Origin of the sequence: Caballeronia sp. SL2Y3 (assembly GCF_022879575.1) — a bacterium.
In the GTDB taxonomy this organism is placed as follows: domain Bacteria; phylum Pseudomonadota; class Gammaproteobacteria; order Burkholderiales; family Burkholderiaceae; genus Caballeronia.
Map to the genome: position 1 here is coordinate 1107438 of NZ_CP084261.1, position 23026 is coordinate 1130463.

Consider the following 23026-nt stretch of genomic DNA (forward strand, 5'->3'; position numbering starts at 1 on the left):
GGTTGATTCAAACTGAGGGCCAATGACTTTCTGCGAAGTGACCACGCTGTCGCTGCTGCGGGCTAAAAAAAGCTGCTTTCTTTGGTTACTTTCTTTGCATGGGACCAGAGTACGGCGCTGAAGCGCCTACTCTGGTCGACAGCCAAGAAAGTGACCCGCGCCCCGGGGAGGGGCAACGCTAATAGACCGACGCGAATACAGGTTCCACCACAAAAAAGAAGAACAACAAAGTTGGTACACCTTTTGCCTGAGGCAATAAAAATCCCCCCACGAGCGCAAGCGAAAAGAAACCCATGCCCAAGTCCGCCCTATCGCCGCCCCAGGCGATCACCCTTTCGGCGGATGCCCGGCTGCATCTGGGCTTCATTGATCCGAACGGTTCGCTCGGCCGCGCGTTCGGAAGCGTGGGGCTCGTCATCGACGGACACGGCACCCGTATCACCGCGCGGCGCGCCCAACGCAAAGAGCGCATAGACGGCACAACGACGCAAGCGCAGCACGAGCGCATCGAAGCGTACCTCGCGCGGCTCCACGAGGCGCTAGGCGTCACCCAACCGGTCGACATCGAAGTACACGAAACCCCGCGCGCCCATACGGGGCTAGGCTCCGGCACGCAAATGGCGCTGGCGCTCGGCACCGCGTTCGCCCGCGTGACCGGTCACGCGCTGACCACAGCCGATATCGCACGCCTGCTCGGACGCGGCGCGCGTTCGGGCATCGGCATACACGGCTTCGATCACGGCGGCCTGATCGTCGATGGCGGACGCAGCACCGCGCACAGCGACAACGCGACGCTCCCGCCACTGCTCGCGCGTCAGCGTTTCCCCGATGCCTGGCGCGTGCTGCTCATCGACGACGCATCGCGCGAAGGGCTGCACGGCGAAGCCGAAAAGCACGGCCTCGCATCGCTTGCGCCCTTTCCCGCCGCGCTCGCCGCCCATCTTTCGCATCTCGTGTTGATGCGCCTTCTGCCCGCCGTCGCCGAATGCGACTTCGAACCGTTCGCCGACGCCATCAGCGACATGCAGCAGACCATCGGCGAATACTTCGCGCCCGCGCAAGGCGGCATATTCGCGAGTCCCGCCGTGGCGCATGCGCTGCAAGCGGTTGCGGCAGAACAGAAGGCCGGCATCGGTCAGACGTCGTGGGGGCCGGTGGGCTTCGCATTCGTTGCAAGCGCGCAGCACGCCGAGCGCGCGCTCGCAACCGCGCAACGCGCGGCGCCGCACGCATCGCTCAGCTTCTCCATCGTCGCGGCCCGCAATCACGGCGCGACGTGGCGCGCAGCCTGTCCGCGCGAATCAGGCGCAAATGCTGCGTGAATCGCGCCGCAACGCATCATTATCCTCACCGACCGAGCCCAGACCATGCCCGATGCCGCCGAAAGACCTTACGTGCTGCACATGTTCACGAGCACGCCGCAAATGAGCCCGTTCGATGTGAACATGGCGGCCGATGCCGGCTATCAGATCGTCGTGCCGTACTGCAACGTCGATGAGGGCAGCGTCGTGCAGCTCACTCAGGACGCCATCTTTTCGCGCGGCCCCAAAGGCGTATCGCGCACGGGCATCTTTCTCGGCGGACGCGACGCCATGCTCGCCGCCGACATGCTCGAACGCGCGCGCAACGCGATGGTGCCGCCCTTCGAAGTCTCCGTGTTCGCCGACCCCAGCGGCGCGTACACGACCGCCGCCGCGCTCGTCGCGCTCGCGGAGAAGCATCTGAAGGCGTCGCATCAGGTCGGGTTCGACGGCAAGCGCGTATTGATTCTCGGCGGCACGGGCGCGGTAGGACGCGTGGCCGCCGCGATGACCGCATCGCTCGGCGCGGACGTCGTCGTCGCAAGCCATTCGAGTCAGTCGCGCGCCACGCAAGTCAGCGACGAAATCAACCGGCGTTTCGATATCGCGACAACGGGCGTCGCGACAGGTACGACGGAGCAATTGCATCGGGAACTCGCGCGAGCGGAGATCGTGTTCGCCACTGCCGCAGCGGGCGTGCAAGTGATGAACGCCGCCGATATCGCGCAGGCGAAGCATCTGCTGATTGCCGCAGACGTGAACGCCGTGCCGCCGGAAGGCATCGCCGGGGTCAACGTCATGGACGACGGCAAGCCGCTTGCCGGCGCAGCGCGCGCGGATGCCATCGGCATCGGCGCGCTTGCCATCGGCAACGTGAAGTATCAGGCCGAACACCGCTTGTTCGTGCGCATGCGCACCGGCGGCAAGCCGGTGTATCTGGGTTTTCCAGAAGCATTCGACGAAGCCCGCGCCATCGTCGCGGGACAGGGCGCGTGATGAACGCGCGCGCGCCGCGCGTCGCCGTCGCTGGACTGTCGGCGCGCATGCTCGCGCAGTCGGCCGCGCGCGCGGGCCTGAACGTCGTCGCGCTCGATATTTTCGGCGACCGCGATACGCGCACGCACGCGGGCATGTGGTTCGACATCGGCGGCGAAGGCTTGTCGATCGACCGCGCGCGTCTCTACGACGCGCTGCAACGCGTGGCACGCCTGCCTCGCATGCTGGGGCTCGTCGTGACGAGCGGGCTGGAGCCGCTCGCCATCGAACTGAGCCGCGCGCCGGGCGTGCCGCGTTTCATTGGCAATGGCGCGCAGTCGGCGGCCGTGCGCGATCCGCGGCGCTTCTTCGCGTTGCTCGACGACGCGCATATCGCCCATCCCGATGTGCGCTTCACGCGCCCCGCCGATGCGCGAGACTGGCTCATCAAACAACGCGACGGCTGCGGCGGCACGCATATCGAATGGGCGCGCGAACTCGACCAAACGCCGCCCGGAGCCTATTTTCAGCGGCTGTCGCGAGGCCGCCCGATGTCCGCGCTCTTCGTCGCAGCGCAGCGCGAGGCTGTGGTCATCGGCTTCGCGGAGCAGACCACGGTAAGCGCGCATCGTCTGCCGTTCATTCACGCAGGGTCGCTCGGTCCTGTGACGTTGCCGCGCGATACGGCGACGCGCATCGTCGACGCGATCGAAACGATCGTATGGCGAACGGATCTCACGGGTCTTGGCAGCCTCGACTTTCTGCTCGATAACGAGACGTTCCAGGTGCTCGAAGTCAACACGCGCCCGTCATCGACCATGGCGCTGTATGAGGCCGCATGGCCCGACGCGTGGCCGCGCGGTTTGATCGGCGCGCATCTGGACGCGTGCCTCGACGGCGAGTTGCCGCACACCGACACGGCGCTCAAGCGACCACCGCTGATCGCGGGGCAGCGCGTCGTGTTTGCACCGCACGGCTTCGTCGCATCGCAGGCATTCAGCGATGCCTGTTTTGCCGATCCCGCGTGCCACGACATACCGCTGCCCGGCGCGCGCATCGAGGCGGGCATGCCTGTCTGTACGATGATGACGACCGCGCCCGAACTCGACTTGCTGCGCGCGTCGCTCGACAGCGAATGCGCGCGCATACTGCAACGCATCAGAAACCATTGAGCCCATGACACTGACTTCTCCCCTCCCCGCCGGATTGAGCGTCAACGCGATGAGCGAGCCGCTCGTCGCGCAGCTGATCGAATGCAGCGAAGAGTTTCGCGTCGGCATCACGCGCACGCCTGCGGGCACGACTATCGTGGACGCAGGCGTCGATGCAGCGGGCAGCGCGGATGCCGGCATTCTCATCGCGCGAATCTGCATGGGCGGGCTCGGACACGTTGGGCGCCGCACGGCGTTCGAGGCCGCTCCGCTCTGGCCCGTCTTCATCGAAGTGCATACGTCGAATCCGGTGCTTGCCTGCCTCGGGAGCCAGTACGCGGGCTGGAGTCTGTCCGCGACCAAAGACGAGACCGGCGGCAAGAAGTTCTTCTCGCTAGGCTCGGGCCCTGCGCGCGCGCTCGCGTGCAAGGAGCCGCTCTTTGATGAACTCGGCTATCGCGACAAACACGAACGCGGCGCGCTCGTCATGGAAGTGAATCGCCTGCCGCCGCAAGTGGTCATCGACAAGGTGATCGACGACTGCGGCCTGGCGCCTGACAAGCTCGTCATCGCGGTCACGCCGACACATTCTGTCGCGGGCACGGTGCAGGTCGTGGCGCGCATAGTGGAAGTTGCGCTGCACAAGACGCATGTGCTGGGCGTGGACTTGAGCGAGATCGTGGAAGCGAGCGGCAGCGCCCCGTTGCCGCCGCCCGCGCCCGACGACACGCAGGCAATGGGCCGCACCAACGACGCCATTCTCTACGGCGGCCGCGTGCATCTCACAGTAAAGAGCGATAGAGCCGCACGACGGCTCGCGGCCGAACTGCCGTCTTCGAACGCGCGGGACTACGGCAAGCCTTTCGCCGAAATCTTCAAGTCATTTAACTACGACTTCTATCAGATCGACGCCGCGCTCTTCGCGCCCGCCGAAGCCTGGGTGTCGAGTCTCGAAAGCGGCGCGACGTATCACGGCGGCAAGCTCGACCACGCGCTGCTTCGCGCGCAATGGCACGTCACGCAGGAAACGCCATGACGCGCGTCGCGATCATGACCGACGAGACCGGCTGGCACACGAGCCGTCTGAAGAAAGCGTTCCGCGCGCGCGGCGTCGAGGCGCGCTGCGTCGATCTCGCGGATTGCCGCATCGATACGACGTGGCCTCCGCACGGGCTCGCCATTCCCGGCTTCGGCCACGCGCTGCCGGATGCCGTGTTCGTGCGCGGCATCGCGGGCGGCACATTCGAACAGGTGACGCTGCGGCTCGGCATCCTGCACGCGCTGCGCGAAAGCGGCGTGCCGGTCTATAACGACGCCCGCGCCATCGAACGCAGCGTCGACAAGTCGATGACGAGCTTTCTGCTCAACCGCTTCGGCGTGCCGACGCCCGCGACATGGGCCGGCGAATCGCCCGCATTTGCCAAGCGCGTGCTGATGCGCGAAGCGGCGGCGGGCCGCAAGCTCGTGATGAAGCCGCTCTTCGGCTCGCAAGGCAAAGGCTTGCGGCGGCTCGGCGACGACGCATGCGAAACGTTGCCATCGCTCGAAGACTTCAGCGGCGTCGCGTATCTACAGCGTTATGTCGATGCCGGGCATCCCGGCTTCGACTGGCGCGTGCTCGTGATCGGCACGCGGGCGGTCGCGGCGATGAAGCGCGTGGGCGGCGACGACTGGATTCACAACTTCGCCCGTGGCGCGCGGTGCGAGCCGGCCGAGCTGACGTCCTCGCTCGCCGATACTGCGGTGCGGGCGAGCCACGCGCTCGGCCTGGACTATGCGGGCGTCGATCTGATCGCAGCGGATGGACGCCCGCTCGTGCTCGAAGTGAACGGCGTGGCGGCGTGGCGCGGGTTGCAGTCGGTGACGCCGCTCGATATCGCCGCATTGCTCGCCGACGATCTGCTCGACCGCAAGCTCGCTCTATCGCAGCGCACGTTCGCATTGGCAAGCGGCGATGCCCGCGCGTGAGCCGATGCACGCGCGCGACGCGTTCATGCGCGCCTGCGCCCTCGACGTGGAGACGCGCAAGCCCGGCAACGTAAGCATCGCGAGCGCGGGCCACGGCATGACGGCGGCGCAGTTCATCGAGAGCGCGGAAATGGCGGCGGCGGGTCTCTTCGTAGCGGGCGCAAACGTCGGCATGCGCATTCTCGACGCCGTGCGCCGTACCTCCGATGCAGTCGGCTGCAACACGAATCTCGGCATCGTGCTGCTCGCCGCGCCGTTGTGCGCCGCGCTCGAACGCCTGCCGCGCGATCATCCTGTCGACATCGGGCACTGGCATGCCGCGACCGAAGCGACGCTTGCATCGCTCGATATCGACGATGCACGCCTGGCCTATCGCGCGATCGCGCTTGCCAATCCCGGCGGCCTCGGCGAAGCACGCGAGCAATCCGTGCATGCGCCGCCGACCGTGGACCTGCGCGCCGCGATGACGCTCGCCGCGAACCGCGACAGCATCGCGCGGCAATACGCGAACGGCTTCGCCGACGTGTTCGGCGCGGGCCTCGATGCGGCGAGACACGCGGGCATCGCGAATCCACACGCGGCCATGCTCGATACGTTCCTCACGTTCCTCTCGCTCTGGCCGGACTCGCACATTGTGCGCAAGCACGGCGCGGCGACGGCGCAAAGTGTCACGCGCCATGCCGCCGTTCAACGCTCGAACTGGCGCGCGGCGGGCCGTCCTTCGCACGCGCCCGCGCTCGACGCATGGGACGCCGAACTCAAGGCGCAACGCATCAACCCGGGAACGAGCGCGGACCTCGCCGTGGCGACGCTTTTCGTCGCGCTCGTGACCGCATGAATCAGTCGATGCGCGCGGCGCCATACCGGGAAATTGGCACGGTTCATGTTTAGGACGTACGCGGTTATGCCGCCCTCTGTGCAGCCGTTTGCATCGAGGATGCGTTGCGCGGTCTTCGGGTTATCGACCGTGGCCGCCTGAGCCCTGGAGCAAGTCGATCGTCCCAAGAACCCTTCACTGGAGGAACAGCATGGCCAAGATCAACCGCGTCCTGATAGGCGAGTCGCTCGTCGGCGACGGCAACGAGGTCGCTCATATCGACTTGATCATCGGACCGCGAGGCTCCGCTGCGGAGACCGCGTTCTGCCACGCGCTCACGAACAACAAGGACGGCTTCACGTCGCTCTTGGCCGTGGTCGCGCCCAATCTCATCACCAAGCCCAATACGATTCTCTTCAACAAGGTCACCATCAAAGGCGCGAAGCAGGCCGTGCAGATGTTCGGGCCCGCGCAGCATGCGGTGGCGCTCGCGGTCGCCGACAGCGTGGAAGACGGCACCATTCCCGCCGACGAGGCCGACGACCTCTTTATCTGTGTCGGCGTGTTCATTCACTGGGAAGCAACCGACGACAAGAAGATTCAGGAGTTCAACTATCAGGCGACGAAAGAAGCCATTCAGCGCGCGGTAGCGGGCGAACCGAAGGCATCCGAAGTGGTGTCGAGGAAGTCATCGGTCGCGCATCCGTTCGCGGCGGCCTGATCGTCAACACACCGTCGATAGTGCGGCCGGCGCCGCCGTTGCGCGCCGGCCGCATGTCATCGTCCACGATACGAGGTTCATCCGAATGACTCCACGTTGCAGCGCGCTTAGCGTGTTTAGCGTGTTCGTCGCCCTGGCGTTCGTGTGCCCGTTGTCGTTTGCGGCTGCGGGCGTGCCGGCACAAGGCCACGACTATCCGACCGAAGGCCGCGTGGAATACGTCCTCGCCTGCATGGACGACAACGGGCATGACTTCGTGAACGTCTACAAGTGCTCGTGCGCCATCGACAAGATCGCGCAGGTGCTCACCTATGACGACTTCGTGGAGCAGTCGACGTTTTCGAAATACGCCGCGCTCGGCGGCGAAGGCGGCGCCGAGTTTCGCGTCGATCGCGCGAAGGCGCAGACGAAGAAGTATCGCGAGTTGCAGCGCGAAGCATTCAAGGCGTGCGGACTCGTGAAGCCCGCAGCGGCCGCGAAATAACGCTTCACGCAAGGCTTATTGCGGCACGTAACCCAGGCCGATCCAGCCGAGCCCGCCTTGCCCACCTTGCATGCACGGCGCGCGCCGCCGCTCGATCACGACGCCGACCGCATCGACATCGTCGAACTTGGCGGGCTTTGCGAGCGACACCCTCACCCAATGCGCGCCGAACCGTGCGATGACCAGTTGCGCGATGTGCTCGGCCAGCGCCTCCAATAGCTGAACGCGATGCGACGCAAGCAGCGCGTGAACGGCTTCGCGCACCGCAGCGTAGTTGACCGTGTCCTCGATGCGATCCGTCGTACACGCCCGCAACGACGGCACGCCGATCGCGAGACTCATGCGCACGGGCTGCGCGATGTGCAGCTCGCTCTTGTCGATGCCGATCACCGTCTGCCCTGTCAGTCCCTCGATAAATACGATATCCATCGGCGGGTTTTCCTCGGCAGCGCGCGGCGCCATGTCGCGAACGGCTTCGCGGATCGGATCGAATCGGCCCATGTGCGTGTCGCCGCGCGAGCGGCCCGGTGAGTGATGAAAGCGTCAAACGCGGGTGATTCGAGGAGAAAAGCAAAAACCGCGCGCAGCGCCAAACTCTATGCGACTACTTATTGAACCGGCGCGCCATCGGATGTAGAGTTTTTGGGAACCGGGCCAGAGCGGGGCGGAAATCCTGACCGAAACGCACGCCCGGCCACGAGGCGCGCACGCGAACGGCTACAGCACGACGGCAACGAAAGTGCCGCGGAGGCCGCGGCGCCCGCGGAAACACAACAGATTCGGCGTCGGACGCAACGCGCGGCTCATGCGCGAACGCAACGAAAAACGCCACGGAGACACGGCCCCATGTCGTCGCTAGCTGACGTAGACACGCATGTCCGGGAAGTGCTGAACATCGTCCACAACCCGCTCGCCACGCGGCGCGCGAGCGATTCCGTCGCGCAATCGTGGATGCGTTGCCTCACCGAGTTCCACCTCGACCCCGCGCGCTTCGTGATGCCGCCGGTGCTGACATCGCGCGAACTCACCGAGCGCCGCGAAGCCGCGAGCGATCTCATCGCATCCTCCAAGCTCGAAATGACGACGCTGTACCAGCAGCTCGCTGATCCCGAACTCGCGGTCGTGCTCGTCGATGCCGACGGCGTGATCGTGCATCAGGTGTCCTCGGTGCCGTTCGGCGAGGCTGTCGCCGCCGACGGCCTGCGCGTCGGCGCGCTGTGGAGCGAGCGCGAAGCGGGCACCAACGGCATGGGCACGTGTCTGATCGAGCGCGACTGCATTGCCGTGTGCCAGCACGAGCACTTCTATCCGCGCTATACGTCGCTCACCTGCTCCGCCGCGCCGATCTTCGATGAACGCGGCACGATTGCCGGCGTGCTCGATGTCACGAGCCGCTCGAAGCTCTTGCAGCAGCATTCGCTGGTGCTCGTCGGCATGTCGCGGCAGATGATCGAAAACCGTCTGATCGATGCGCGCTACCGGCACGCGAACATGATCCACTTCCATAGCCGGCCGGAATTCGTCGGCACGCTGCACGCGGGCAAGCTCGCGGTCAGCGACGACGGCGTGGTGCTGGCCGCGAGCCGCAGCGCGCTCTTTCAGCTCGATCTGCGCACGCCCGCGGAACTGTGCGGCAAGCGCATCGAAGAGGCGTTCAACGCGTCGCTCGAAGACATGATCGCGCGCAGCATACGCGGCTCGTTTCATCCGGTCACCGTGTACAGCGCGAAGGCGAACAGCCGCTTCTTCCTCACCGCGCAGACGCCGCGCGAAGCGGCAGGCGGCGCGACGCGCATACTGATGAACGACTCCGCGTTGACGACGAGCACGCGTTTAAAGCCCGCGCGCAAGGAGTCGCGCGAGAATGCGGTTGCAGGCGCAGGCCGTCTCGACAAGCTCTCGCATCTGGAATTCGGCGATCCGCGCATGGCCTCGCAGATTCAGCTTGCCGCACGCGTGATTCAACGCAAGATACCGATCATCCTGCGCGGGCAAACGGGCACCGGCAAGGAAGTCTTCGCCAATGCGCTGCACAGCATCAGCCCGAACGGAGCGGGCGCGTTCGTCGCGGTGAATTGCGCGTCGCTGCCGGAGAATCTCATCGAAAGCGAGTTGTTCGGTTACCGCGCGGGCGCATTCACCGGCGCGCAGCGTGAAGGACGGCGCGGCAAGATCGTGCAGGCGAACGGCGGCACGCTGTTTCTGGATGAGATCGGCGACATGCCGCTCACGCTGCAGGCGCGGCTGCTGCGCGTGCTCGAAGAACACGAAGTCACGCCGCTCGGCGCGGAAACAACCGTGAAGGTGGACTTCCAACTCATTAGCGCGAGTCACCGCAATCTCGCGGAGCTCGTGCAGACAGGCCTCTTTCGCGAAGACCTGTATTACCGGCTCAACGGCATCGAGATCAACTTGCCGCCGCTGCGCGAACGCGCCGATGCCCTCGCGCTCATCGGCCACATTCTCGAAACCGAATCCACCGATCCGCCCGCGCTGAGCGCCGAAGCACGACAGGCTCTGCTGAGTTATTCGTGGCCCGGCAATATCCGTCAATTGCGGCACGTCCTGCAAATGGCGATCGCGCTCTGCGACGGTCCTGAGATTCGCTGCGCGCATCTGCCGCCCGAGATCATGAACGGCGCGCGTGCCGTGAGCGCGACGAATGCATCCACGGCAAGCGCCACGTCGCCACGGCCGCATCTCACCGACGACGCCGACACCTCCGCGCTCAACGCGATACAGGTGAGGGAACGCGAGACCGTGTTGATGCTGCTCGACGAACATCGCTGGAACGTGAGCAACGTCGCGAAGGTGCTCGGCATCAGCCGGAACACGTTGTATCGCAAGATGCATCGGCTGCACATCAGGCTGTCGCACGATTCGCCCACGCCGGATCACGCATGACGCAGCCCGCGCCCGCTCGCCGGCTCGACGAGTTCAAGCCCGACGCGCGCTTCGCGTGGTGCGTGACCGGTTCGGGGCACATGATCGAGGAATCGCTCGAACTCGCTTTGCGCCTGCCGCGCTGCGATCTCTTCCTCTCACGCGCAGGCGAGGAAGTGCTGCCGCTCTATGGCTGGCCTATACGTAAGCTGCGCGAGCACTTCAAGGTCTTTCGCGACAACAGCGCGAGCAGCGTGCCCGTGGGCATGATCTATCACGGCGAATATCACACCGTCGTGATTGCGCCCGCAACCAGCAACACGGTGGCGAAGTGCGCGCTCGGCATCTCCGACACGTTGCCCACCAATCTCTTTGCGCAAGCCGGCAAGCAATGCGTGCCGGGCATCGTTTTCGCATGCGATACAGCGCCGAGCGTCATCACGCAAACGCCTCACGAATGGGTCGAAGTGAGGCCGCGCGCCATCGAGCTGGATAACGTCGAACGCCTGGCGCGCATCGAACATACGACTGTCGCGCGCACGCTCGATGACCTGAAGGCCGCGCTCGAACAACGGCTTTCGGACCTGAATCTCGCATGGAACACATTGTCTTCCTGACGGGCAGGCTCGCCGAACAGAGCCTTCGTCGCGTGCTCGAAGGCATTGCGCCGACAAGCGCCGCATCGCCCTTTACATGGGAAGTGCGCGAGATCGGGCTGCAAGTGGCGGGCCTCATGACCGCCGACATGATTCGCCGGCGGGTTGCGACTCCGCTCGGCGAAGGCACGAGCCGCATGATCGTGCCGGGCCGATGCCGCGGCGACCTCGATGCGCTCACCGCGCACTACGGCGTGAAGGTCGAGCGCGGTCCGGAGGAAGTGAAGGACTTGCCGCAGTTCTTCGGGCGCGAAGCGAGGCATGTCGATCTATCGCGCTACGAGACGAAGATCTTCGCGGAGATCGTCGATGCACCGCGTCTCGACCTCGAAGGCATCGCCGGCCGCGCGCGCGACTACGCTAAACAGGGCGCGGATGTGATCGACATCGGCTGCCTGCCCGAGACGCCGTTTCCGCATCTCGAAGACGCAGTGGCGATGCTCAAGGAACAGGGCTATCGCGTGAGCGTCGATTCGATGCTCACCGACGAACTGGTGCGCGGCGCACGCGCAGGCGCCGATTACTTGATGAGCCTGAACGTCGATACGCTTTGGATCGCGGAGGAAACGGCATCGACGCCCGTTCTCGTGCCGCGCGAGCCGCACGACATGGCATCGCTCGAAGCGGCCATCGACGCAATGAAAGCACGCAATCGACCGTTCCTCGCCGACCCGATTCTCGATCCGATTCCATTCGGGCTCGCGGCATCCATCGCGCGTTATGTGAGCTTGCGCGAGCGTCATCCGGACGTTGCGATCATGATGGGCATCGGCAACGTGACCGAGTTGACGGAAGCGGACACGAGCGGCATCAACGCGGTGCTGCTCGGCATGGCGGCGGAACTGCGCATCGCGGCCGTGCTCACGACGTCCGTGAGCCTGCATGCGCGCCGTGCCGTGCGCGAAGCCGATGTCGCGCGACGCGTGATGCACGCCGCACGCGAAACGCAGACGCTGCCCAAAGGCATGTCGGGCGACCTGTGCGCGCTGCATGCCAGGCGCCCTTTTCCCTACAGTGCCGAAGAGATTCACGAACTTTCGCTGTTCGTACGTGATCCTAACTTTCGCGTTCAGGTTTCGGCCCAAGGAATTCATGTCTATAACCGTGACGGACATCGCATTGCCACCGACCCGTTCGCGCTTTACCCCGACCTCAAGCTGGAAGCCGACGGCGGCCACGCGTTCTACATGGGCGTGCAACTTGCGCGGGCCGAGATTGCATGGCAACTCGGCAAGCGTTTCGATCAGGACCAGCCGCTCGATTGGGGATGCGAGGTGGATCGTCCTGAGGAAGATCTGACGGCATGGCACGCGCCCGGCACGACCATGAAAAAGCGCTGACCCATGCGCCTTTCGCGTCACCCAGCGGGACACTTTGCTGCGTTCCCGTCACAGTCATGCGCGCAGACGAAGCATCGTCGTTTGGCATGGCGCTTGCGTATGTTCGCACGCGCACGCCGCTCGAATCGAAAGGGCGTCGTCGGCATCGACTGATTCACTCGTTTAACCAAGGAGAAAAATGCCATGCAATGGACCACGCCGAGCTTCACCGATATGCGCTTCGGTTTCGAAATCACGATGTATATCGCCACGCGCTGAGTGCAACGTCCCACTTGCACGAAGCCGCGTGCGTCAATGCGCCTTCGTGCGAGCCACATGCCTGTGAACGCGCGCGCGGACAGCCATGATCTACGAGACGATCGTCACCACGGCGGATCGCGATGGCCGTCCGCATGTCGCGCCCATGGGCGTGCGCTTTCAGGAAGAATCAGCCATTCTCGCGCCGTTTCGCCCTTCGACGACGCTCGATAACGTCATCGCGACGCGAAGCGCCGTCATCAACTTCACGACGGACGTGCGCGTGTTCGCAGGCTGCGTCACGGGCTTTCAGCGCGACTGGCCGACGCTTCGCGCAACAGCGGTGCCGAGCGTGCGGCTCGCGCAAACGCTCGCGCATGCGGAGTTGCAACTGGTGGAAATGAACGACGACGACACGCGCCCCACGCTGCGCATGGCGTGCGTGCATCGCGAGACGCATGCGCCGTTTCCCGGCTTCAATCGCGCGCAGGCTGCGGTGGTGGAAGGCGCGATTCTGGTGAGCCGTCTATTCATGCTGCCGCAAGAGAAGGTAGATAGCGAGATCGACTATCTGCGCATTGCCATCGAGAAGACAGCGGGCGATGCCGAACGCACCGCGTGGAACTGGCTATTGCAGGCCATCGAACAGCATCGCGCAAAGACGCTTCATCCCTGATCCAACGCTCGGGAGTTCGACCATGACCGCATTGCTCGCAAGCGTCCGCTCGGTGGACGAAGCGCTCGATGCCGCACAAGCGGGCGCGGACGTGATCGATCTGAAGGAACCCCGCGCGGGCGCGCTCGGCGGCGTCGCGACGGACAAGATCAAGCGCATCGTTAGCGCATTGAGGGCGCCGTACGCGGTGCGGCCCATCAGCGCGACCATTGGAGACTTGCCGAACGACGCGCTCGATGAAATGACGAACCGCGTGCTGGACGTCGCGAGCACCGGCGTCGATTATGTGAAGGCCGGCGTCGCGCCGGGACCGCGCGCCGCGGCGTGCTTGCGTCATCTCGCGACCTTGCCGGCGACGGTCGTGCCGGTGCTGCTTTGCGACGACGGCATCGAGCGTTCGCTCGTTACACTCGCCGCGCAGCTCGGCTTCGTCGCGCTCGTCTTCGATACCGCGAACAAGGACGGCCGCACGCTGTTCGATTGCGTCGATACCGCAACGCTCGCCACATGCCTTTCGCAAGCGCGGTCACGCGGCATGATGACCGCCCTCGCAGGATCGCTAGGCTGGCGGGATCTCGAACGGATACGCGCGCTTGCACCGGATATCGCGGGCTTCAGAGGCGCGCTATGCGACGAGCGCGATGGACGCACGGGACGGCTCGACGCATCGCGTGTGCGTCAGTGGTCGCGTGCGCTGCATGGCGAGCGCATGACCGCTCACGCGTGAAATGCGAGCAGCCGCTCGCGCATGACCGACGCATCGCCCTTGCTGAACACTTCCACCAGATAATTCGCGTCTCTGACGTAGGCGGGAAAACGTCTGTCGATCACGCCGCTTGCAGCGAGCGCTTCGAGCGGCGCGTGCGCTTCGATCGCGCACGACTTAACGATCATCAGGCGCTCGGCGTTGAGCGTGGTCGAAAGCCACGCGGCGAGACTGTCGGATGTCGTGTCCCAGTTGGTCATCGAGTCGGGCGTGGTGCGCATCAGATCGGTCGGCACCCATACGGCCACCTGGCCATCGCGCAGCGCGCGCCGGATGCGTTCTTCGTTCGATGCAAGCACCAACTCCGGTAGCACGCCCTGCATGAGAATCGCGTATTGAGTCATCGCGAGCAGACACATGTTATGCGCGGCGAGGTCGTCGAAGCGCCATTCGCGCTGATACTGCCGCACCGCATCCGCGAAATCGCCCCCGCCAGGCACGATCACGACACGCCCGCCGCCCAGTTCCCAAAGCCGCGTGAGCCACTCGCGCAGCACGGGATCGTGGCTCAGGCTTCCGCCGATCTTGATCACCCACATGCCGTTATCCTCGTTCGAGATTGACCGCCTCGTTCGCGCCGTCCGTATTCAAACCCGTTAAGGGCGACGAAGCCAGCAGCGCGACCGCCACGCTCGGCGCGCACGTCGAAGCCCATTCGTATTGCGCTGCATCGTCCGACGCGACTCCCGCGAGCCGCGCGAAGTCCACATAGCTGCGCGCTTCCTGTTGCGCCAGCGCCGCAGCGAGGAAGCGCCCGCATCCCGCGCCGACGATAGGCGCCCTTGCCAACGACTCGTGTTGCGCGCTCACGCGAGCCAGATTGGTTTCGAGCACGCGCAACTGTTCGCGCCGCCATGCAAGCGCGAATCGCCGCCATTCATCGGGGCTTGCATCGCACGCGTCACGTCCGATCATTCGTGCAATACGCGCACGGCTCGCGGCTTCCGTCTTCGGGCCGTTGTCCGCGCTCGGATGCTGGTCGTGCTCGGCCCACAACTCGCCGGTCAGGCGATACACGTCCGCTGTCGTCGCGAACCACTCGTTCATCACGCCCGTGGTTTCGCCCCTGAATGCGATGCGATGCGCGACACCGCACAAAGGCGTTCGAACGACACCCTGATACACGAGCTCGCCGCTCACGAGACGCTGTGCATCGTTCATGCCGCGTGCGGCGACGTGGCCTGCGACGATCGGAATGATGTCCGTGGTCGTGCTGCCGATATCGACGAGCAACGCATGAGGCAAGCGCGTGGCGACGTATTCCGCGGTGGCGAGCCAGTTCGCCGATGCGATCTTGCGCCAGCCCTCGCGGCACGCGGAACGGGCGAGCCAGTTTGCTTTTCCGCCGTAAAAGAGCGTGCGCGGCCCGAGCCGTTGCGCGAGCATGCGGGTCAGCGTGCGCACGCCTTCTGCGCGATCCGCAAAGAGATCGACCATTTCGCCGGTCATGGTGACCGCGTGGCGCGCGCTCGCGTCGGCGGCTTGCGGCCAGCGTTCGAACACGCTATCGACGGTTCGCTCAAGATGCGTTATGCCTTGCCACAACGGACACGCCCATTGCGCAACATCGACCGCCGTGCCCGCCGTCGCGAGGCACACCTTCACATGCGCACCGCCCACGTCCCAGCCGAAGACCGGCGCGCCGCCTGCACGCGTCGTCATGACGACGCTCCCCATGCGCGTAAATATGGCTCACGTTGTGCGAAGCCCGGTACACCGTGCGCCGCGAGCAATTCCGCCGCAATGTTGCGCGTCTTGCTGAGTTCGGCATAAGCCATCGTCACGCGCGGATTGATTTCGATGACGACCGGTCCGCGTTGCGGGTGCCATACGAGGTCGATGCCCGCGAAGCCGCGCAAGCCGGGAACCGCATGCGCCACGCGCTGCGCGAGTCTTTCGAGCACGCGCCCTCGGTCGCCATGGCGCGCAACGGTATTTACATCGACGCCATCGAACTGTACGACGCGCTCGTGTGGTTTAGACTGCGCTGCTTCGGAAAGCGCGATACGTTGATGGTTGATGGACAAGAGGCGCGCGCCCGCGTCCTCGCAGAGAAGCGAAAGACTGAGCGGTTCGCCATCGACCCATTCCTGCATAACGGGATTGCGCCCGGCCGCAGCGCGCGCTTCGTGTTCTTCGCGGGCTGCGTCGAGTTGATCGTAGACATACGTGTCGAGTGCGCCCGCGCCGTCATCCGGCTTCACGACCCAGCGGCGTCCGTGTGACGCGACGGCCTGCTCGGGTTCGAGCGAGGGCATGACGGAGATGTCATGGACCGCGAGGCATGCGGCTGTCGCGCTTTTGCTCGACGCCGTGCGTATGGCTTCTTTGGCGCAGCCGAGCCAGCGCGCCGCGCCGACGGCATCGTGCAACTGCAACAACAGACCGTCGCATTCGGGCGCGATGATGATGGCATAGTCGTGCTCACGGGCGATGCGTGAGACAAAGCGCGTGATCGGCTCGCCGGGCTGCGGGCGCGCATGCGCGTGATCCTTGCTCATCTCTTCGAAGCGCGACGTGGCGACGGTGACATCGACGCCTTCGAGCGCGCGCAAGTCGGCGGCGATGGCGTCGCGCATGACGCGGCCTTCGACGATGAGCGCGCTGAGATCGGCGAGCGTGCTTGCGCTCGCGACATCGGGATCGATGCCGCCGCCGGTGAGGTACTCGAACACGAATATTCTGGTCAAGGGGAAGCCATCCATGCAGGTGATACCCGTTCTCGATCTGCTCGACGGCCACGCGGTGCGCGCAGTGCGCGGCGAGCGTTCGCGCTACCGGCCGATCCAGTCTTCGTTGTGCGCGACAAGCGAACCGTTGGAGGTCGCCCGTGCTTTGCTGGCCGCGACCGGCGCTTGCACGCTATACGTGGCCGATCTCGGCGCGATTCTCGGGCGCGGTGCGCATATCGACACCTTGGCGTCGCTTCGAGAGGCGCTCGGCGATGGCGTCGCTATCTGGCTCGACGCGGGCTTTCGCGATTTCGCGTCCATGCGCGTGTTGTTCGAGCGCATCGTGAATATGACGCCATGCGCTCCGGCTGCGACGCTCGTGCCTGTGTTCGGTACGGAGACCTTGCTCGACGCAGGCGCGATTGGCGAAGCGAGCGTCGCCGGCTATGAACCGATTCTCTCGCTCGACTTTCGCGGCGGGCGCGCGCTCGGTGCGCTTAATGGCGATAGCGCGTGGTGGCCTTCGCGCGTGATCGTGATGACGCTGGATCATGTCGGTGCCAAGGCCGGACCGGACCTCGATACGTTCGATGCCGTGCGGGCTTTGGCCGGTGACCGCTCTTTGATCGGCGCGGGAGGGGTGCGGGATCGCGACGACCTCACGCAGGTCGGGTTGCGCGGCGCGCACGGGTGGCTCGTTGCTTCTGCGATTCATGATCGGACGGTTTGAGTTGGCATTCGCCCAACGGGCGACTCAATATTTGTGCCAATGGCATTGGTTCGGTGTTGTGGTCTCTAAGCTGCCGCTCGGCGTGACAGTGTGTTTCATGTGTGTTTCTTCTGCGTCAGTTTTTTCGTGGAACTTGTTTTGGTGTCGGTCTATTAGTGTTGCCCCGCCCCGGGGAGGGGCAACACTAATAGACCGACACGAATAAAAGCTCCACGACAAACAAGAAAGCGCGAGCAAAAAACAATCTCGGCATAGACCTTGCAATGACCCGCGCACCATGCCCAAACCAGCGCCAGCAAAACCCCTCTGGACGTGTCCATTCTGCCCGCTCTTATGCGACGACATTGCGCTGGACGTCGCGGCCGACGCGCGCCTGAGCGCAGAGAACACGGCCTGTCCGCGCCTAGCGAACTCGCTCGCGAGCATGACCGCCGGAACGGCAAACGCACAACCGAAAGTCAACGGAACCCAAACCGACATTCGTACAGCAATCTCGCGTGCCGCAGACATCCTGACGAAAGCCCGCCGCCCGCTCTTCGGCGGCCTCGCCACCGACGTAGCCGGCGCACGCGCGCTCTACGAACTCGCCGCCCACAGCGGCGCAATGCTCGATCACATGCACGGCGATTCGCTCGCCGCGACCACGCTCGCGCTGCAAGATCGCGGCGCGCTCTTCACCACGCTATCCGAAGTGCGTTCGCGCGCCGATCTCATCATCGTGTTCGCGTGCGAACCATCACGCCGTTTTCCGCGCTTCTTTGAGCGGCTGCAAACCGCGCAGCATGAAAAGAAGATCGTCTTCGTCGGATGCGACGTCGATACGGCCGCCCCGCGTGGCGAGACACTGCTGCGCGATCTCGATGCCTTCGATACGCTCGCGCTCTGGTCCGCGCTCCTCGAAGACCGCAAGCCCGATGCGTTCGCAGACGCAGAAACCGCCCACGTCTTGCAGGCCTTGACCGAACGCATCCAGACGGCGCACTACACCGCGTTCATCTATGAACCCGCCGCATTGCCAAGCCCGCATTCAGCGCTCGCGATAGAAGCGATACACCGAATTGTGAAGACGCTCAATCGCACCATGCGCGCGGGCGTCCTTGCATTGACCGGGGACGACGGCGCGCTCTCGGTCAATCAGACGGTCACGTGGCTCTCCGGCTTTCCGCTCAGAACGCGCGTCAACGTGGGGATGCCCCTCGAGCACGATCCATATCGCTATCGCACGCAAACGCTTTTGCATAAGCGTGAAGCTGACGCGCTGCTGTGGGTATCCAGCTTCGGTCCCGAGCCGATGCCCGATGCACTCGCCGACGATATTCCCGCGATCGTTCTCGCGCATCCCGCCAAAGCGCTCGATGAACGCAGGGCGCCCACTGTGTTCATTCCCGTTGCGACACCCGGCGTCGATAGCAGCGGACACCTCTTTCGCATGGATACATCGGTGGTCGCGCCGCTCGTGCCGGCACGCGGTACGGCATTGCCGACCGTGGCCGCCATCGCGAGTGAACTCGTGCAGTCTGTACGCGCAAGGAGGACGTGATGAGCACGGCGCGACTGAGAGGCGGCACCGTCTATGATCCGACGAACGGCGTCAACGGCGAACAGCGCGACATCGCGATCCGCGACGGCCGTATCGTGGATGGCCTGAACGATCACGACATCCCGCCTGAACGTGACTTCGATGCGAGCGGCATGGTGGTCATGGCGGGCGGTATCGATCTGCACTCGCATATCGGCGGCGGCAAGACCAATCTCTCTCGTCTGCTCTTGCCGGAGGATCATCGCGACGATCCGCGCGCCGTGCCGAACCGGCCCGACGAAGGCCGCTATATGCGTCTGCCTTCCTGCGGCACATGCGCGCCGGGCACGCTCGCCACCGGATATCGTTACGCGGAAATGGGCTACACGGCTGCATTCGAGCCCGCGATGATCGCCTCGAACGCGCGTCATACTCACCTCGAAATGGGCGATACGCCGATCATCGATCACGGCGCCTACGTGATGATGGGCAACGACGAACTGTTCCTGCAGATGCTGGCGGCACGCGAAGACTACGAACGCATACGCGATTACGTCGGCTGGACCATCAACGCGAGCAAGGCGCTCGGCGTCAAGGTGGTGAACCCGGGCGGCATATCCGCTTTCAAGTTCAATCAGCGTTCGCTCGATCTCGACGAAGCACACGTGCATTACGGCATCACGCCGCGCGACGTGCTCAAGACACTCACTCGCGCGCTCACCGACTTGCGCGTGCCGCATCCGTTGCATGTGCACGCAAGCAATCTCGGCGTGCCCGGCAACATCGATTCGACCATCGCCACGATGGATGCGGCAGAAGGCCTGCCCGTGCATCTCACGCATATCCAGTTCCACAGCTACGGCACGGAAGGGCCGCGCAAATTTTCATCCGGCGCGCGCGCCATTGCCGAAGCGGTGAACGCGCGTCCCAACGTGACCATCGATGTCGGGCAGATCATCTTCGGTCAGACCGTCACCGCTTCGGGCGACACGATGATGCAGTTCCGCAACGCGCCGCTCGCTCGTCCGCGTAAATGGATACTCGGAGATATCGAATGCGATGGCGGCTGTGGCGTGCTGCCCTTCCGGTATCGCGAAGAGAGCTTCGTGAACGCGCTGCAATGGATCATCGGGCTGGAGATCTTTTTGCTCGTGGACGATCCGTGGCGCGTATCGATAACGACCGATCATCCGAACGGCGGTCCGTTCACGAGTTACCCGCATCTCATTCGGCTCCTGATGGACAAGTCCTTTCGCGACGAGCAACTCGACAAGTTGCACGCCGATGCGAAGACCGCGACCGCGCTCGGTGAACTCACTCGCGAGTTCTCGCTCTACGAGATCGCCATCATCACGCGCGCCGGACCCGCGCGATTGCTCGGGCTGATGGATCGCGGGCATCTTGGAGTCGGCGCAGCAGCGGACATTGCCGTTTATCGCGAGGATGCGGACCGCGAACGCATGTTCACGTCACCGGCCTATGTCTTTAAGGATGGCGAATTAATCGCACGCGATGGCGTGCTTCTCACCGTACCGACAGGCGGTATCCATTACGTGCAGCCGGACTATGACCGTTCGGTCGAAGCGCGCGTGCGCGCTTTCACCGAAGCCAACCTTGCGGCGCGCTTCGAGAACGCGGCTATCGGCGACGACGAAATCTGCGCATGCTGCAACGGCGGCAGGCTGTTGCCGGTCGCGTGCTTCGCCACGCGCGGGAACGCATGACCATGACCGCCATGCGCATCAACGACACGGAGATCGACGACACGTTCGCCGAAGCGTTCCCGATGAAGGCGACGCGCCTCGTCATTACCGCGCATACGCCGAGATGGGCGCGTCACGCCGCCAATTCGCTGACGGGCTTTGCGACATCCGTGATCGATTGCGGATGCGAAGCGGGCATCGAACGCGATCTCGCAGCCGATGAGACGCCCGATGGCAGGCCGGGCATTTCGGTGCTCATCTTCGCTGTGTCGTCGAAAGAACTGGCAAAGCAAGTCGCGCGGCGCGTCGGGCAATGCGTGCTCACATGCCCGACCACCGCAGTCTATGGCGGCATCGATCCGGCAACGAGCCGCGCGCCGCTCTCCGACAACGCACCGCTCGGCGCGGGCCTGCGCTTCTTCGGCGACGGCTTCCAGATATCGAAAGTGCTCGGCACGACGCGCTATTGGCGCGTGCCCGTGATGGACGGCGAATTCGTCTGCGAGGAATTCACGGCCACCGTGAAGGCAGTGGGCGGCGGCAACCTGCTGTTCCTCGCGCGTGATCTCGACAGCGCATTGCACGCCGCCGAAGCCGCCGTTGCCGCCATGCACGCGCTGCCGAACATCATCACGCCCTTTCCAGGCGGCGTGGTGCGCTCCGGCTCCAAGATCGGCTCGAAATACGCGGGCGCGACCGCCTCCACGAACGATGCCTTCTGCCCCACGCTCGTCGGCTTGTCGAAGAAAAGCGAGCTCACGCCCGAGGTCGCATGCGTGCTCGAAATCGTGATCGACGGTCTGACCGATGCGGATGTGCGCGCCGCGATGGCTGCCGGCATCGCGGCCGCGACTGCAATAGGACGAGCGGGCGGCATGCTGCGTATATCGGCGGGCAATTACGGCGGCAAGCTCGGGCCGTATCACTTCAAGCTGCACGAACTCGCGGCCGGCATCGCGGGGAGTCGTGCATGAGCGCCATTACGTTACGTGTAAAAACTGCGCCCGGCTTTCGCGTCGATGCGTCGAAGTTACTTCCTTGCGCACTCGGTCGCTTGGAGGATAGCGAAGTCGCGCGATCCATATTGCAAGGTCACGGCGAGCAGTGCGCGTTAGCCGATCTCTTCGACATCACCCGAGCGCAGAGCGAAGCGCCGATACTCCATATAGAAGGCGATGTTGCGTGGCTCGACCGCATCGGGGCGTCGCTCGATGCCGGTTCGCTCTTCGTCCACGGCGAAGCAGGCGACTACGCGGGCATCGGCATGAGCGGCGGCGAGCTGCATATCGACGGCAATGCGGGCCGCTTCACCGCATGCGAAATGCAAGGCGGCCGCATGACGGTGCGTGGAAGCGTCGGCGATTTTGCTGCGGGCGCGCTGCCCGGCGACATGGAAGGCATGCGCGGCGGCGTTTTGATCGTCCACGGCGATGCAGGCGCGCGTCTTGCAGACCGCATGCGGCGCGGCACCGTGCTGATCGGCGGCAATGCGGGCGATTTCGCGGCATCGCGGCTCGTGGCGGGGACGCTTTGCATCGCGGGCGGTACGGGCGCGCACCTCGGTTATGGCATGCGACGCGGCACGGTCGTACTATTGAAGGCGCCGCGACGCATCGAACCGACTTTCGTCGAAGGCGGCCGTGGCTTCGACGTCTTCTGGCGGCTGCTGACCCGGATGCTCACGCGTGAGATGCCGCTATTCGCGACGCTCGCCGACAGCACCATGCCGACGCGCTATGCAGGCGATCTCGCCGTGGACGGACGGGGGGAATTGCTGATCGCCAATTCATGAACAGACGAGAACAATGCACTCATATCCGGCGGACGAATGCCCTTTGACGAAGGAGGCGCGCCATGACCGCTGCACGAATCTCCGCTGCGGCGCACGGCAAGGCGGTCGCGGCGAACGATCGCTTCGCGCGTCCGCTCGTTGCGCTGCACTGGATCATCGCGGCCGCCATTATCGCGATGTTGTGCATCGGCTTCTACATGGTCGGTCTGCCGCGCGGGCTGCCGTTCAAGTCGACGCTCATCAACTTCCACAAGTCGCTCGGCATGACGGTTTTCCTGCTGGTGCTGATCCGCATCCTGGTACGCCTGGCCTATGGCCGGCCGCCTCTGCCGCCGATGGGAGCGTGGCAACGCGCCGCCGCGAGCACCACGCAGGCTCTTTTATACGTTGGCATGATCGCGATGCCGCTGACCGGTTACCTCGGCTCGTCGTTCAACAAGTACGGCACGCGCTTCTGGGGCGTGCCGTTGCCGCAATGGGGATGGGACGACAAGGGCATGCGGGAACTGTTCTTCGGCATCCATGTATATCTGGCGTGGATCATGGCCGCGCTGATCGTGCTGCATTTTCTGGGCGCGATGAAACATCAATTGATCGACAAGGACGGACTCTTAAGGAGAATGTGGCCATGAGCG

24 protein-coding genes are annotated in these 23026 nt (G+C 64.6%); 20 read left to right on the forward strand and 4 right to left on the reverse strand.

Going from position 1 to position 23026, the window contains the following annotated elements; translation table 11 throughout:
* The first annotated feature begins 293 nt into the window (after nt 1-293).
* The 8 genes from LDZ26_RS18415 (at nt 294) to LDZ26_RS18450 (ending at nt 7417) form a co-directional block, all read left to right on the forward strand.
* On the forward strand, nt 294-1322 hold the full coding sequence (locus LDZ26_RS18415) for a beta-ribofuranosylaminobenzene 5'-phosphate synthase family protein (RefSeq protein ID WP_244849581.1): 1029 nt from the start codon (nt 294-296) through the stop codon (nt 1320-1322).
* A gap of 45 nt (nt 1323-1367) precedes the next feature.
* Nucleotides 1368-2297, forward strand: coding sequence for an NAD(P)-dependent methylenetetrahydromethanopterin dehydrogenase (locus tag LDZ26_RS18420; RefSeq protein ID WP_244849582.1), 930 nt, complete (start codon nt 1368-1370; stop codon nt 2295-2297).
* Nucleotides 2297-3448: an ATP-grasp domain-containing protein gene (locus LDZ26_RS18425; protein WP_244850315.1), complete on the forward strand. Its 1152-nt coding sequence runs from the start codon at nt 2297-2299 to the stop codon at nt 3446-3448. Before LDZ26_RS18420 ends, LDZ26_RS18425 begins: the two co-directional genes overlap by 1 nt.
* A 4-nt stretch (nt 3449-3452) precedes the next feature.
* Nucleotides 3453-4463: a methenyltetrahydromethanopterin cyclohydrolase gene (gene mch / locus LDZ26_RS18430; protein ID WP_244849583.1), complete on the forward strand. Its 1011-nt coding sequence runs from the start codon at nt 3453-3455 to the stop codon at nt 4461-4463.
* Nucleotides 4436-5395 carry a RimK family alpha-L-glutamate ligase gene (locus LDZ26_RS18435; protein WP_370650707.1) on the forward strand — a complete coding sequence of 320 codons (960 nt, stop codon included), beginning with the start codon at nt 4436-4438 and terminating at the stop codon, nt 5393-5395. The genes mch and LDZ26_RS18435 overlap by 28 nt, the downstream gene beginning before the upstream one ends.
* On the forward strand, nt 5382-6233 hold the full coding sequence (locus LDZ26_RS18440) for a triphosphoribosyl-dephospho-CoA synthase (protein ID WP_244849585.1): 852 nt from the start codon (nt 5382-5384) through the stop codon (nt 6231-6233). The genes LDZ26_RS18435 and LDZ26_RS18440 overlap by 14 nt, the downstream gene beginning before the upstream one ends.
* Before the next feature lie 190 nt (nt 6234-6423).
* The gene (fae, locus tag LDZ26_RS18445) at nt 6424-6933 is read left to right on the forward strand and encodes a formaldehyde-activating enzyme (RefSeq protein WP_206468853.1); all 510 of its coding nucleotides are present in this window, start codon (nt 6424-6426) and stop codon (nt 6931-6933) included.
* Between the two features lie 85 nt (nt 6934-7018).
* Nucleotides 7019-7417 carry a hypothetical protein gene (locus LDZ26_RS18450; RefSeq protein WP_244849586.1) on the forward strand — a complete coding sequence of 133 codons (399 nt, stop codon included), beginning with the start codon at nt 7019-7021 and terminating at the stop codon, nt 7415-7417.
* Between the two features lie 15 nt (nt 7418-7432).
* Here LDZ26_RS18450 and LDZ26_RS18455 read toward each other — a convergent pair whose 3' ends face one another.
* Nucleotides 7433-7879: a dihydroneopterin aldolase gene (locus LDZ26_RS18455; RefSeq protein WP_244850317.1), complete on the reverse strand. Its 447-nt coding sequence runs from the start codon at nt 7877-7879 to the stop codon at nt 7433-7435.
* Between the two features lie 384 nt (nt 7880-8263).
* Here LDZ26_RS18455 and LDZ26_RS18460 point away from each other — a divergent pair, with 384 nt between their 5' ends.
* The 6 genes from LDZ26_RS18460 (at nt 8264) to LDZ26_RS18485 (ending at nt 13936) form a co-directional block, all read left to right on the forward strand.
* On the forward strand, nt 8264-10321 hold the full coding sequence (locus LDZ26_RS18460) for a sigma-54-dependent Fis family transcriptional regulator (protein WP_244849587.1): 2058 nt from the start codon (nt 8264-8266) through the stop codon (nt 10319-10321).
* A complete protein-coding gene (locus LDZ26_RS18465; RefSeq protein ID WP_244849588.1) occupies nt 10318-10917 on the forward strand; it encodes a flavoprotein in 600 nt (199 codons plus the stop codon). Before LDZ26_RS18460 ends, LDZ26_RS18465 begins: the two co-directional genes overlap by 4 nt.
* Nucleotides 10896-12296 carry a DUF6513 domain-containing protein gene (locus tag LDZ26_RS18470; protein WP_244849589.1) on the forward strand — a complete coding sequence of 467 codons (1401 nt, stop codon included), beginning with the start codon at nt 10896-10898 and terminating at the stop codon, nt 12294-12296. Before LDZ26_RS18465 ends, LDZ26_RS18470 begins: the two co-directional genes overlap by 22 nt.
* A gap of 183 nt (nt 12297-12479) precedes the next feature.
* Complete coding sequence (gene pqqA / locus LDZ26_RS18475) at nt 12480-12554, forward strand: pyrroloquinoline quinone precursor peptide PqqA (RefSeq protein WP_008354335.1); 75 nt, start codon at nt 12480-12482, stop codon at nt 12552-12554.
* 85 nt (nt 12555-12639) lie between these two features.
* Nucleotides 12640-13209 carry a DUF447 domain-containing protein gene (locus LDZ26_RS18480; protein WP_244849590.1) on the forward strand — a complete coding sequence of 190 codons (570 nt, stop codon included), beginning with the start codon at nt 12640-12642 and terminating at the stop codon, nt 13207-13209.
* Between the two features lie 22 nt (nt 13210-13231).
* Nucleotides 13232-13936, forward strand: a complete 705-nt coding sequence (locus LDZ26_RS18485) for a (5-formylfuran-3-yl)methyl phosphate synthase (protein ID WP_244849591.1) — start codon at nt 13232-13234, stop codon at nt 13934-13936.
* On the opposite strand, the gene LDZ26_RS18490 is transcribed toward LDZ26_RS18485, so the two are convergent.
* Genes LDZ26_RS18490 through LDZ26_RS18500 form a run of 3 tightly spaced genes read right to left on the reverse strand, consistent with a single transcriptional unit; the run spans nt 13927 to nt 16665 of the window.
* Complete coding sequence (locus LDZ26_RS18490) at nt 13927-14514, reverse strand: aspartate kinase (RefSeq protein ID WP_244849592.1); 588 nt, start codon at nt 14512-14514, stop codon at nt 13927-13929. The genes LDZ26_RS18485 and LDZ26_RS18490 overlap by 10 nt on opposite strands.
* Before the next feature lie 4 nt (nt 14515-14518).
* Nucleotides 14519-15637, reverse strand: coding sequence for a hydantoinase/oxoprolinase family protein (locus tag LDZ26_RS18495; protein WP_244849593.1), 1119 nt, complete (start codon nt 15635-15637; stop codon nt 14519-14521).
* Entirely contained in the window at nt 15634-16665 is a 1032-nt protein-coding gene (locus LDZ26_RS18500) for an ATP-grasp domain-containing protein (RefSeq protein WP_244850319.1), read from the reverse strand. Before LDZ26_RS18500 ends, LDZ26_RS18495 begins: the two co-directional genes overlap by 4 nt.
* Before the next feature lie 13 nt (nt 16666-16678).
* Between LDZ26_RS18500 and LDZ26_RS18505 the strand changes: the two genes are divergently transcribed.
* From LDZ26_RS18505 to LDZ26_RS18530, 6 genes are all read left to right on the forward strand, one after another.
* Nucleotides 16679-17377, forward strand: a complete 699-nt coding sequence (locus LDZ26_RS18505; protein ID WP_244849594.1) for a HisA/HisF-related TIM barrel protein — start codon at nt 16679-16681, stop codon at nt 17375-17377.
* A 277-nt stretch (nt 17378-17654) separates the two neighbouring features.
* Nucleotides 17655-18917, forward strand: coding sequence for a formylmethanofuran dehydrogenase (locus tag LDZ26_RS18510; RefSeq protein ID WP_244849595.1), 1263 nt, complete (start codon nt 17655-17657; stop codon nt 18915-18917).
* Nucleotides 18917-20620, forward strand: coding sequence for a formylmethanofuran dehydrogenase subunit A (locus tag LDZ26_RS18515; RefSeq protein ID WP_244849596.1), 1704 nt, complete (start codon nt 18917-18919; stop codon nt 20618-20620). The genes LDZ26_RS18510 and LDZ26_RS18515 overlap by 1 nt, the downstream gene beginning before the upstream one ends.
* 11 nt (nt 20621-20631) lie before the next feature.
* On the forward strand, nt 20632-21573 hold the full coding sequence (fhcD, locus tag LDZ26_RS18520; protein ID WP_370650737.1) for a formylmethanofuran--tetrahydromethanopterin N-formyltransferase: 942 nt from the start codon (nt 20632-20634) through the stop codon (nt 21571-21573).
* A complete protein-coding gene (locus LDZ26_RS18525; protein ID WP_244849598.1) occupies nt 21570-22391 on the forward strand; it encodes a formylmethanofuran dehydrogenase subunit C in 822 nt (273 codons plus the stop codon). The genes fhcD and LDZ26_RS18525 overlap by 4 nt, the downstream gene beginning before the upstream one ends.
* A 62-nt stretch (nt 22392-22453) precedes the next feature.
* Nucleotides 22454-23023 (forward strand): cytochrome b, encoded by a 570-nt coding sequence (locus LDZ26_RS18530; protein WP_244849599.1) that lies wholly within the window; start codon nt 22454-22456, stop codon nt 23021-23023.
* The last annotated feature ends 3 nt before the right edge of the window (nt 23024-23026 follow it).

Bases quoted from the DNA above. Each gene is read 5' to 3' on its own strand.
- LDZ26_RS18425 (WP_244850315.1), top strand. From the start codon at position 2,297: ATGAACGCGCGCGCGCCGCGCGTCGCCGTCGCTGGACTGTCGGCGCGC.
- LDZ26_RS18530 (WP_244849599.1), top strand. From the start codon at position 22,454: ATGACCGCTGCACGAATCTCCGCTGCGGCGCACGGCAAGGCGGTCGCG.
- mch (WP_244849583.1), top strand. From the start codon at position 3,453: ATGACACTGACTTCTCCCCTCCCCGCCGGATTGAGCGTCAACGCGATG.
- fhcD (WP_370650737.1), top strand. From the start codon at position 20,632: ATGCGCATCAACGACACGGAGATCGACGACACGTTCGCCGAAGCGTTC.
- LDZ26_RS18485 (WP_244849591.1), top strand. From the start codon at position 13,232: ATGACCGCATTGCTCGCAAGCGTCCGCTCGGTGGACGAAGCGCTCGAT.
- LDZ26_RS18495 (WP_244849593.1), bottom strand. From the start codon at position 15,637: ATGACGACGCGTGCAGGCGGCGCGCCGGTCTTCGGCTGGGACGTGGGC.
- LDZ26_RS18510 (WP_244849595.1), top strand. From the start codon at position 17,655: ATGCCCAAACCAGCGCCAGCAAAACCCCTCTGGACGTGTCCATTCTGC.
- LDZ26_RS18465 (WP_244849588.1), top strand. From the start codon at position 10,318: ATGACGCAGCCCGCGCCCGCTCGCCGGCTCGACGAGTTCAAGCCCGAC.
- LDZ26_RS18460 (WP_244849587.1), top strand. From the start codon at position 8,264: ATGTCGTCGCTAGCTGACGTAGACACGCATGTCCGGGAAGTGCTGAAC.
- LDZ26_RS18505 (WP_244849594.1), top strand. From the start codon at position 16,679: ATGCAGGTGATACCCGTTCTCGATCTGCTCGACGGCCACGCGGTGCGC.
- LDZ26_RS18420 (WP_244849582.1), top strand. From the start codon at position 1,368: ATGCCCGATGCCGCCGAAAGACCTTACGTGCTGCACATGTTCACGAGC.
- fae (WP_206468853.1), top strand. From the start codon at position 6,424: ATGGCCAAGATCAACCGCGTCCTGATAGGCGAGTCGCTCGTCGGCGAC.
- LDZ26_RS18490 (WP_244849592.1), bottom strand. From the start codon at position 14,514: ATGTGGGTGATCAAGATCGGCGGAAGCCTGAGCCACGATCCCGTGCTG.
- LDZ26_RS18480 (WP_244849590.1), top strand. From the start codon at position 12,640: ATGATCTACGAGACGATCGTCACCACGGCGGATCGCGATGGCCGTCCG.
- LDZ26_RS18415 (WP_244849581.1), top strand. From the start codon at position 294: ATGCCCAAGTCCGCCCTATCGCCGCCCCAGGCGATCACCCTTTCGGCG.
- LDZ26_RS18450 (WP_244849586.1), top strand. From the start codon at position 7,019: ATGACTCCACGTTGCAGCGCGCTTAGCGTGTTTAGCGTGTTCGTCGCC.
- LDZ26_RS18525 (WP_244849598.1), top strand. From the start codon at position 21,570: ATGAGCGCCATTACGTTACGTGTAAAAACTGCGCCCGGCTTTCGCGTC.
- LDZ26_RS18435 (WP_370650707.1), top strand. From the start codon at position 4,436: ATGGCACGTCACGCAGGAAACGCCATGACGCGCGTCGCGATCATGACC.
- LDZ26_RS18470 (WP_244849589.1), top strand. From the start codon at position 10,896: ATGGAACACATTGTCTTCCTGACGGGCAGGCTCGCCGAACAGAGCCTT.
- LDZ26_RS18455 (WP_244850317.1), bottom strand. From the start codon at position 7,879: ATGGCGCCGCGCGCTGCCGAGGAAAACCCGCCGATGGATATCGTATTT.
- LDZ26_RS18440 (WP_244849585.1), top strand. From the start codon at position 5,382: ATGCCCGCGCGTGAGCCGATGCACGCGCGCGACGCGTTCATGCGCGCC.
- LDZ26_RS18515 (WP_244849596.1), top strand. From the start codon at position 18,917: ATGAGCACGGCGCGACTGAGAGGCGGCACCGTCTATGATCCGACGAAC.